This window comes from Oceanobacillus senegalensis (genome assembly GCF_900176885.1).
GTDB lineage: Bacteria > Bacillota > Bacilli > Bacillales > Amphibacillaceae > Oceanobacillus > Oceanobacillus senegalensis.
Genome location: NZ_LT839648.1, coordinates 1 through 9534 on the forward strand (window position 1 = coordinate 1; position 9534 = coordinate 9534).

Sequence of the window (9534 nt, forward strand, 5' to 3'; positions counted from 1 at the left end):
AGCTGATAAAGCAGAGTGACCGCCGATAAATGGGAAGGAAAGCTGATAGACCGGAGTGACCGCCGATAAATGGGAAGGAAAGCTGATAAAGCAGAGTGACCACCGATAAATGGGAAGGAAAGCTGATAAAGCAGAATGACTGCCGATAAATGGCAAGGAAAGCTAATAACCCGGAATGACCGCCGATAAACAGGGAGGAAAGCTGATAAAATCGCTCTATCCCGCTGTACAACCTGGCAACATTTTGGTAAGATTTCTTTATAATGATAGTTAAAATAAAGGGGAAATGGACGATGAAATTAAGAAACAAATGGTTCCTGTTTTTAAGCGTAGTTATGTCCGTACTTCTTTTAGCGGCATGCTCTGGCGATGGTGAGGAACAATCTGCACCAGCAGAGGATGATGCAGCACAAACAGAAGAAGGCCAAGAAGCGGAAACGGAAGAAGAGGATAGCCAAGAACCGGCTAATTCTTTATCAAGTGATGATGACCTTCAGACCCAATTAGAGGCGGAAGAAGGAATTGAAAGTGCCATGGTTCAAGTGGTTGATGGAGAGCAAAATGCAGTGAATGTGGATTTAGAAATAGCTGCAGACCAAGATCCAGAAGCAGCATTTGAAAAATATGGCGAAATGATTAAGGAAGCTTACCCTGATCGTACGATTGATTTAATTATTGTACAAGATGGCCAAATGGTGAAACAAGATCAACTATAATTGATGAAAAGGAAAGTCTCTTTGGTAGGGGGCTTTCTTTTTTTATACGAGAAAGGCTTTAAAAGAACGCTTGTTCGCTAACGGAAACTTTGTTATACTATATGTAGAAAAACGCCTCGGTAAGTCCTCACATATCATAAAGGATGTGTTAAAATGCCACTTAAATCATTCGTGAAAGAAAAACCCCTAGAGTATACCGCACCAATTAAAGTAAGAGAAGATTCCAGTGATTATAAACAAAAGTTAGAAAGGAAATGTAGAAAAACTACCTTGCTCAAAAGAATCCCACTTCATAAATTAATGGATTTAAAAGTAGATTATGCATTTAAGCAGCTTTTTGGAAATGAAAAGAATAAAGATATTACAGTCGTTTTTTTAAATGCTATTTTACAAAAAAGTGGGCGAGATTCCATCAAAGATATCACATTTACAAATACAGAAGCAGGAGGAGAGTATGTTGATGATAAGCAGTCGAGATTAGATTTATTAGTAATCACGGAGGCTGGTGAAAGAATTAATGTAGAAATTCAGTTCACTAATAAGTACAATATGATTAAGCGCTCGATATACTATTGGGCGGGAACGTATAGGAGCCCTTTGCAAAAGAGGATGAGTTATCAAGAGTTACAACCCGTGATTACGATTAATATTATGAACTTTACTATATTTGATCGAACGAATCGATTTCATACATCGCATCACTTGTATGAGGATAAGGAAAAATTCAAGTTAACAGACGTGATGGAACTTCACTTTGTTGAAATGCCGAAGTTGATAAAGGCTTGGAAAGAGGGAAAACTAAATCCATGGAATGACCTTTTAGCTAGATGGTTATTAATGCTCGGAATGGTTGATCATAGAAATAATAAAGTTTATGAAGGTATTTACAAGGAATTGGAGGCAATTGCCATGGCAGATAAGATGTTTCGCAATGCTTTTCAAAGTTGGGAAGAATTAAGTATGACGCAAGAAGAATATCTGGCTTATGAATCACGGTTAAAACGTATTAACGATGAGGAAGCTGCCCAGCGTGAGGCGGAACTTAGATTAAAGAAAGCTATAGAGAAAGTAACAAAGAAAGCTACAGAGAAAGCAAGAGAAGAAAAGGAAGCGATAGCCCGTCGTCTTTTAGAAAAAGGTATGGAAATTCAAGAAGTTGCGGAAATCACTAAAATAAGCGAAGACAGGATTATTGAAATTCAACGTGGTTTTAAAGAGTAACTATTGCTCATATCGACTCTTTTTAAGAAGCTTGGCATACGTGCGCATACGTGTGCCAAGCTTCTTATTATATGTGAGAAAGGTACTAGTACGCCAATTTTCTAAGACCATTGGAAAAAGTATTCGTATAACTGAAGAAAGTTCCAGTGACACTGAAGCTGACAATCTACCTTAAAAAAGAGAAAACGGTGTTCAGAATCGACTCTAGGAACCTATCCCCACGTCTCTGTCACTAAAACTTTACAAAATTAGACGTTCTACTATGTGCCTTTCCATAGGTCCTATGGTAAAATAGGCTGTGTGTTTAGTCGATATCTACCAATCTTGGAAAGGAGTACCGTAATGAATAAAAAAGTCGCCATTGGCTTAACTGCTATCCTGGCAACGACGAGTTTAACTCCAGCTGTTCATGCAGATGGATTGCCTGAGGAAGAGCATATAAAAGAAAATGTCTCTCAAGATGTAACAGAAGATGAGCAAGCTTCTGAAACGAAAAATGAGGAAGCATCCGTATCGGAGGATGAGGGAGCGACGGATGATGAAGCTTCGGAGGGGGAAGAGTCAACTGAAGAAGAAGGGTCTGAAGGTGAAGAAGACGCTGAAGAACCAGAGGAAGAACCAGAGGAAGAACCTATTATTGTTGATTCTCTTACGTTAGAGGAAGCAATCGAGTATGGGTTGAATAATAATTACTCGTTCCTTAGGTTAGAGAATCAATTGAAAAATCTGAAGAGCCAATTAGAGGCTGCCATCGATGATCATGGACTTCTATTGGAGAATTATGATGATATATTAGATGAAATTGAGGATTTGGAAGAACGGTTCGATGATTTAAGGGAAGAACAAAAACAAAGTACTGGTCAAGCAAGAAGGTTAATATTCCAGGAAAGATTACAAATTCAAGAGACTATTAAAGAACTTGAAGACACCACATTAAAAACGTTAGAAGACCAAATTGATGGTGCACTGGACGGAATAGAATCTCTAAAATTTCAAAAAAACATCTCTAAATTAACAGATGCGCAAACAAAAGAATCCATGAAGTTCCAAATCGCTTCTACATATATCCAGCATTTCATTCAAAAGGAACAGATTGCTCTTCAAAAAGAGACCCTGAAAACACAGAAGCAACAGGTTAAAAACCTAGAGCGTCAATATGAAATTGGTGTGATTTCACGTAATGAGGTGGATACAGCGAAACGTGAGATTGTTTCACTCGAAACTCAAATTCAAGATGCGGAAGAGAGTCTACAAAAAGACTTGGCTTTATTTACTTTAGACCTTGGGATTGCCTATCATCCGGATTTAACCCTAATTGCGTCGGATTTAAGTCAATTACAATTAATCGAACAGGAAACTGAAACCAAGGAACTTATGGAAAACTTGTATTCTATGAAAATAGCAGAAGAGGAATTAGCGATTGCTCAATATAACCGTGATCGAACCTATGAAAAATATGAGGAAGAAGTTGCGGAAAGAGAAGAAGAGAATGAGGATAGAGCAGTTGGTGATTTAGATAAGTTTGATCTGGAACAAGCGGATAATGAAGTGGAAGCGAAATACATCAACATCGCAGAAACAAAACGAAATGCCAAGAAGTCTATTCGAGAGCTATACCTTGATATTCGCATGCAGCACAACGCAATGAAACAGGCGGAACGTGAAATCACGTATGCCAAACAGGACTTTGAAGCATTGGAAAAGCGTTACAATGCCGGAGTGATTTCTCGTCAGGAGTATGAACAAGCAGAAATCAACGTCATCCAAGCGAAATCTGCGTTAGAAATGGAAAAATATAATTACTTCCTATTAACCAAACAAGCTGAATTGCTAGAAAATGGTGTTATTCTTGGTAACTAGTTTGCTAGAATAACCTAGCAATCTTTCCTTTTTATTTTCCCAGAACTGACCGGTCGGTTCTGGGAGGGAACTTACAACCTGTCATTCAAACAAACATTTTACCTATATCACATGCTTGTTTGACCGGCCGGGGTATAGAAGGTGAACACAGCAGCAGATTCCTAAGGATAAGGGAACGAACACATTCGCAAAAAAATACGAACGAAGGTAAATCTTTTTAAAAGGAGAAGTATTACATAATGAAAATAAAACCTAGAGTCATCGGAGCTTTTTTCCTGCTCATGGCAATCCTCATGCTTGCGGGGTGTACAGAGGAGACGTCGGCACCTGCTGAAGCGGAAGAACGGGAGGTTCCTGTAAAAGTTGCTCCAGCCTCATTTGGTTCATTAAGTGGTAGTAATATTTTGAGTGGTACGATTATTGCCGAAGATGAAGCGGAGGTATCGCCGAAAGTAAGCGGGGAAGTTCAGGAAATCCTGGTGGAAAAAGGGGATACCGTGGAGCGCGGCCAAGCTATTGCGAAATTAGATAATTTCGATGAGCGAAATGCGCTGGAACAGCAGAAGGCGGCCTTGAAGCAGGCAAAGGCTAACTTGGAAAGTGCTAAAAATGGGAAATCAACGGCTGAAAATAATTTAAAACAAGCCCAAGCATCTTTGGATCAGGCCAAAGCCTCTTTAAAAGAAGCGAAAAAATCGCAGAGTGATAATTTAGATAACATAGAATTTCAAATCAAAAATGCGGAAATTGCGTTACAGCAAAGCGAGCAAAATTTTAAACGAGTGGAACAGTTATATAATGAAGGGTTAACATCGGAGCAAAACTATGATGATGCGAAAACGGCTGTAGACAATGCTCGTAACTCTTTGGAACAAGTGAAGCAGCAAAAACAACAAGCGGATTCCGAAGTTGCGCTAGAATCACTGAAAGCATCCGTCAAACAAGCAGAAGTTGGTGTGGAAATTGCGAGAGATTCGATTGACGATGCCCAAGCCCCAATAGACCAGGCTCAAGCTGGCGTCGAATCAGCCCGGCTTAATGTAGAGGCGGCGCAAGAGCGATTGGATGATAAAACCATCACGGCGCCCATCGCTGGTGAAGTAACCGATATCGCGTTCGAAGTAGGGGAGATGGCGAGTCCACAATCGCCTTTTGCGACGATTATTGCCTTGGACCAAGTGAAAGTTAGTGTGAATGTCCTACCAGAACAGCTATCTACTTTTGAGATAGGGGATGAAGTAGAGGTTCAAGTGGATGGGGTTAGTGATGCCCAGACAGCCACGGTTTCCTATATTTCAGCAGTAAGCTCGGGGTCTGGCTTATTTACAGTCGAAGCGGATTTAGATAGTCAAGATCGGAAAATTCGCCCAGGAATGGTTGCCTCCATTGTTCTGGACGAGGTGTTAGCAGCGGACAGCATCTTAGTGCCAACAGAGGCCATTGTTCAGAAAGAAGGATTGGATGTTGTCTTTGTGGTGGAAGATGGCAAGGCCGTGCAAAAACAAGTAGAAGTCATCCGTTATGGTACGGAAATGACGGCAGTAGGTGGCGACCTACAGGAAGATAATCAAGTCGTTATCTCCGGACAAAACCTCCTTGAAGACGGAAACTTAGTGAAAATAATGGAGGAGGAATAATCGATGAATCGATTGGTGAACACCTCGATTAAACGTCCAGTTGCTGTCATCATGCTTGTCATCGTTGCCCTTTTATTAGGTACGATTTCCTTACGAGATTTAAAGGTGGATCTGTTTCCTGAAATTGACCTACCGATTGCGGTGGTAGCAACGACCTATCAAGGAGCGGCACCACAGGAAGTTGAAGAACTCGTAACCGATCCGATAGAAGCGGCGGTTGGTACAATAGAGGGATTAGATACGGTACAGTCCACATCACAGGAATCATCATCTCTTGTTATCATGTCCTTCAATTTTGACAAGAACATTGATAAAGCATTGAGTGATATCCGGGAAAAAGTAGACCAGGTGGAAGGACAATTACCAGATAATGCAAATGCACCAACTATCATGCGGCTTGACCCGAATGCGATGCCTGTTGTGTTCTTGAGTTTATCTGGCGCGCCACTGAATGAATTGCAAGATTTGGCAGAGGACGCAATCCAGCCGGCTATTGAAAGAGGAGAAGGAGTTGCCTCTGCTACCGTTACGGGTGGTGTGGAACGGGAAATTCGAATTGAACTGAACCAAGCGCAATTGGAACAGTTCGGAATTACCGGTGCCCAAGTTTCCCAAACCTTAGCTGCTGAAAATCGGTCGGTTTCAGCAGGGAGTGTGGAACGAGGAAGTCAAGATATAAGTATTCGAATAGATGGAAAATATACCTCCATTGATGATATTCGTAATACCCAGATCACCTTATCCGAAGGGAACACCATTACCATCGATGACGTAGCGGAAGTGAAAGATACGTTTAAAGAGCGGAGTTCCATTGCAACGCTGAATGGAGAAGAAACGCTCTCCCTTTCCGTTATGAAGCAATCAGATGCGAATACCGTGGATGTTGCGAACGAAGTCATGGAAATTGTGGAAAAGATTAATGCACAATATGAAGAACGCGGCATCGAAGTCGGCGTCATTATGGATACGTCTGAATTCATTGTTGACTCGATGGACTCCGTCGTAAGCAATATGATTATTGGTGGTGTATTAGCTGCCATCATCTTACTTGTCTTCTTACGTAGTGTGAAAACTACATTGGTGATTGGCGTTTCCATGCCGATTGCGATTATTTCTACGTTTACGCTGATGTATTTTACAGGGGAATCCCTAAACGTCTTATCCATGGGTGGTCTTGCTCTTGGAATCGGTATGATGGTCGATAGTTCGATTGTTATATTGGAAAATATTTTTAAGAAAAAAGAAGAAGGTTTGTCCATTATGGAAGCAGCCTCTGAGGGTGGTACGGAATTAGCCGGCGCAGTATTGGCATCCACACTGACAACCATTGCTGTTTTCCTACCGATGATTCTTGTGGATGGAATCGCGGCCGAATTATTTACACCCCTTTCTTCTACAGTTATCTTTGCATTGTCCATGTCACTTATAACGGCATTAACCTTAATTCCGATGCTATCATCGAAACTATTAGGAAATGTGAAGGTATCCTTTGATGATGAGAATCCAAAGGGAATCGTAAATAAGATGCTAAGTTGGATTAAAAACATCTATGGAAATATCCTAGAAAAAGCATTACGATTCCGAAAAACGGTTGCTTTCATCGTGATGGTGATTGTCATTGGAAGCTTAGCACTTATTCCAGCACTTGGCTTTGAGCTACAGCCAGCAGCGGACAGTGGGCAAGCACAGATTACCGTGACAACACAAACAGGCTCTACATTGGAAACATCGGTTGAGACGGTCAATCAAGTAACCGCAACCCTTGATGAGCATTACTCTGATGTGATTGATTTCATGTTTGTCAATGCAGGTGGAGATTTAACCGGTACGAGTGGTGGGGACTCGAGTCAATCTACCATCATGCTGGAACTGATTGATGTCGGTGAAAGAGACATAACCACACAGGAGTTTGTAACAGAAGCCAATGACCTATTAGATAATATTCCTGGTGCAGAAGTTGTGGTGGCAGAGAGTTCAACTGGTGCCATGTCAAGTGGATCACCGATTTCCATTACAATCAATGGAGATAATTTGGATGTCCTTGGTGACTTGGCACAACAGGTTGTCTGGTTAGCTGAAGATGTGGAAGGTACCATGAATGTGGACAGTTCCGTGGAAGATGGAAATCCAGAAGTACAAGTGGTTGTAAATCGGGAGCTTGCATCGAGCTATGGATTATCCTATCAACAAGTGATGAATGAGTTAAGTCTTGCCTTAAACGGGGAGACTGCGACTAGATACAAGGAAGATGGGAAGGAATACGATGTAACAGTTGCCTTGCCGGAAGAAGATACGGCAACCATCCGTGACTTAGAAACGATGACGATTCGCAATAGCCAAGGAGTCGATATTCCATTACGGGCTGTTGCTGAATTACGACAAATCCAAGGTCCGGCAACCATTAACCGTTCCGACCAACAACGTGGGGTAACCGTAACCGCTGATATCGCTGCCGGAAGTGACCTAGGAACGGTAACACAGGAGATTCAAACACAACTTAATCAAATGGCATTACCAGATGGGTACACCATCGATATTGGTGGAGAATCCGAACAAATGATGGAAGCCTTTGGGCAGTTAATCCTTGCTTTGGCGCTTGGAGTATTCCTCGTTTATACGGTCATGGCGATTCAATTTGAGTCCTTTACGTATCCGTTTATCATCATGTTCTCCATGCCGACCATGATTATTGGGGTTATCTTAGGACTGTTCATAACCGGAGTGCCCGTCAGTACGGTTGCGCTGATTGGTCTCATCATGCTCGCCGGTATTGTGGTAAACAATGGTATTATCCTCGTTGACTATATTAATATATTACGAGAAAGAGGCTGGGATCGTACGGAAGCCATTATTGAATCCGGAAAAAGTCGTCTACGCCCTATTCTCATGACAACATTAACGACCGTCCTTGCGATGGTACCAATGGCGATGGGAATTGGAGAAGGTTCCGAGACACAACAACCAATGGCTATCACAGTTGTATTTGGTCTATTAACCTCGACCATCTTTACCTTGGTATTCGTCCCAGTCATGTATGTCATGGTTGATAACACGACAAACACGTTCAAACGCCTGATGAAACGAGTATTCAGCAGGAGGAAGAAAGATGAACTGGAGGAAGAGATTGGTGCATAAAGCAAATAAATATGAGCAGATATTACAAGCAGCTGCCCATGTTTTTCTGGAAAAGGGCTTTGAGAAAGCAACAGTCAAAGACATTGCGGTAGAGGCCAAGGTTGGCAAAGGAACCATTTATGAATACTTTAGTGGAAAAGAAAACCTTTTTATTGAAATGATCAAAAATGGGGTGAGGTATGTCTATAACGACATCTACACCATCTTTGACCAAGGAGCGTCCATGGAGGAAACCAAAGAAACATTCCTCCAAAACGCCCTCCAATTAATTAACGAACAAGGAGACAAGCTTCGTATTCTATATGAAGACAGCTCCAAACGATTATCATGGGAACTGGAAAAATGGATCATCGAAAAAAACGACTGGCTCATCAGCAAAGTAGCGGAAAACCTCCAGGAATTCATGGAAAAAGGCCAAATCCGTGCGGTTGACCCACAAATCCTAGCAGGAATGATATTGCACAGCATTCAGATTGGGTTTTACTATAAAGTAGTAAAGGAAGAAGAGGATATCGAAAACGTACTGCGAAGTCAAATGGATATTATATTTTTTGGGATTGGGACCTAAACTGTTGGCGCGGGACATGGGGCGCGGGGGCAGGTTCCTTGGGGGAGAAGTGTTCGTGCGCTTCTCTCTTTTTTTGTGGGACGATTTTTTTTGGGCATTTAGAGGAGCGCTGATAAACAGGGGGGAGTGCTGATAAATACTCAGGAGCGCCGATAAATCAGACTGAGTGCCGATAAATCAGAATGAATGCTGATAAAACAGAAGGAGAGCCGATAAAACAAAAGGAGAGCCGATAAATCAAGAGGAGCGCCGATAAATCAAGAGGAGAGCCGATAAATCAAGAGGAGAGCTGATAAATCAAGAGGAGTGCCGATAAAACAAGATGAGAGCTGATAAATCAAGAGGAGAGCCGATAAACCAAGAGGAGAGCCGATAAACCAAGAGGAGAGCCGATAAA

General features: G+C 41.8%; 7 protein-coding genes. 6 read left to right on the plus strand and 1 reads right to left on the minus strand.

What is annotated here, in order from left to right:
* On the minus strand, positions 1–310 hold a 310-nt coding region (locus CAO17_RS21240; RefSeq protein WP_218775509.1), incomplete at its 3' end, for a hypothetical protein.
* Here CAO17_RS21240 and CAO17_RS00125 point away from each other — a divergent pair.
* The 6 genes from CAO17_RS00125 to CAO17_RS00150 all read left to right on the plus strand — a co-directional run bounded on the left by CAO17_RS00125 (position 294) and on the right by CAO17_RS00150 (position 9137).
* Positions 294–716, plus strand: a complete 423-nt coding sequence (locus CAO17_RS00125; protein WP_085990856.1) for a hypothetical protein — start codon at positions 294–296, stop codon at positions 714–716. The two genes, CAO17_RS21240 and CAO17_RS00125, sit on opposite strands and share 17 nt — an antisense overlap.
* 153 nt (positions 717–869) lie before the next feature.
* A complete protein-coding gene (locus CAO17_RS00130; RefSeq protein WP_085990857.1) occupies positions 870–1937 on the plus strand; it encodes an Rpn family recombination-promoting nuclease/putative transposase in 1068 nt (355 codons plus the stop codon).
* A 342-nt stretch (positions 1938–2279) separates the two neighbouring features.
* Entirely contained in the window at positions 2280–3797 is a 1518-nt protein-coding gene (locus CAO17_RS00135; RefSeq protein WP_085990858.1) for a TolC family protein, read from the plus strand.
* Positions 3798–4036: 239 nt separating this feature from the next.
* Complete coding sequence (locus CAO17_RS00140; protein ID WP_085990859.1) at positions 4037–5434, plus strand: efflux RND transporter periplasmic adaptor subunit; 1398 nt, start codon at positions 4037–4039, stop codon at positions 5432–5434.
* A gap of 3 nt (positions 5435–5437) precedes the next feature.
* Entirely contained in the window at positions 5438–8569 is a 3132-nt protein-coding gene (locus tag CAO17_RS00145) for an efflux RND transporter permease subunit (protein ID WP_085990860.1), read from the plus strand.
* Positions 8541–9137 carry a TetR/AcrR family transcriptional regulator gene (locus CAO17_RS00150; protein ID WP_085990861.1) on the plus strand — a complete coding sequence of 199 codons (597 nt, stop codon included), beginning with the start codon at positions 8541–8543 and terminating at the stop codon, positions 9135–9137. Before CAO17_RS00145 ends, CAO17_RS00150 begins: the two co-directional genes overlap by 29 nt.
* Positions 9138–9534 lie beyond the last annotated feature (397 nt).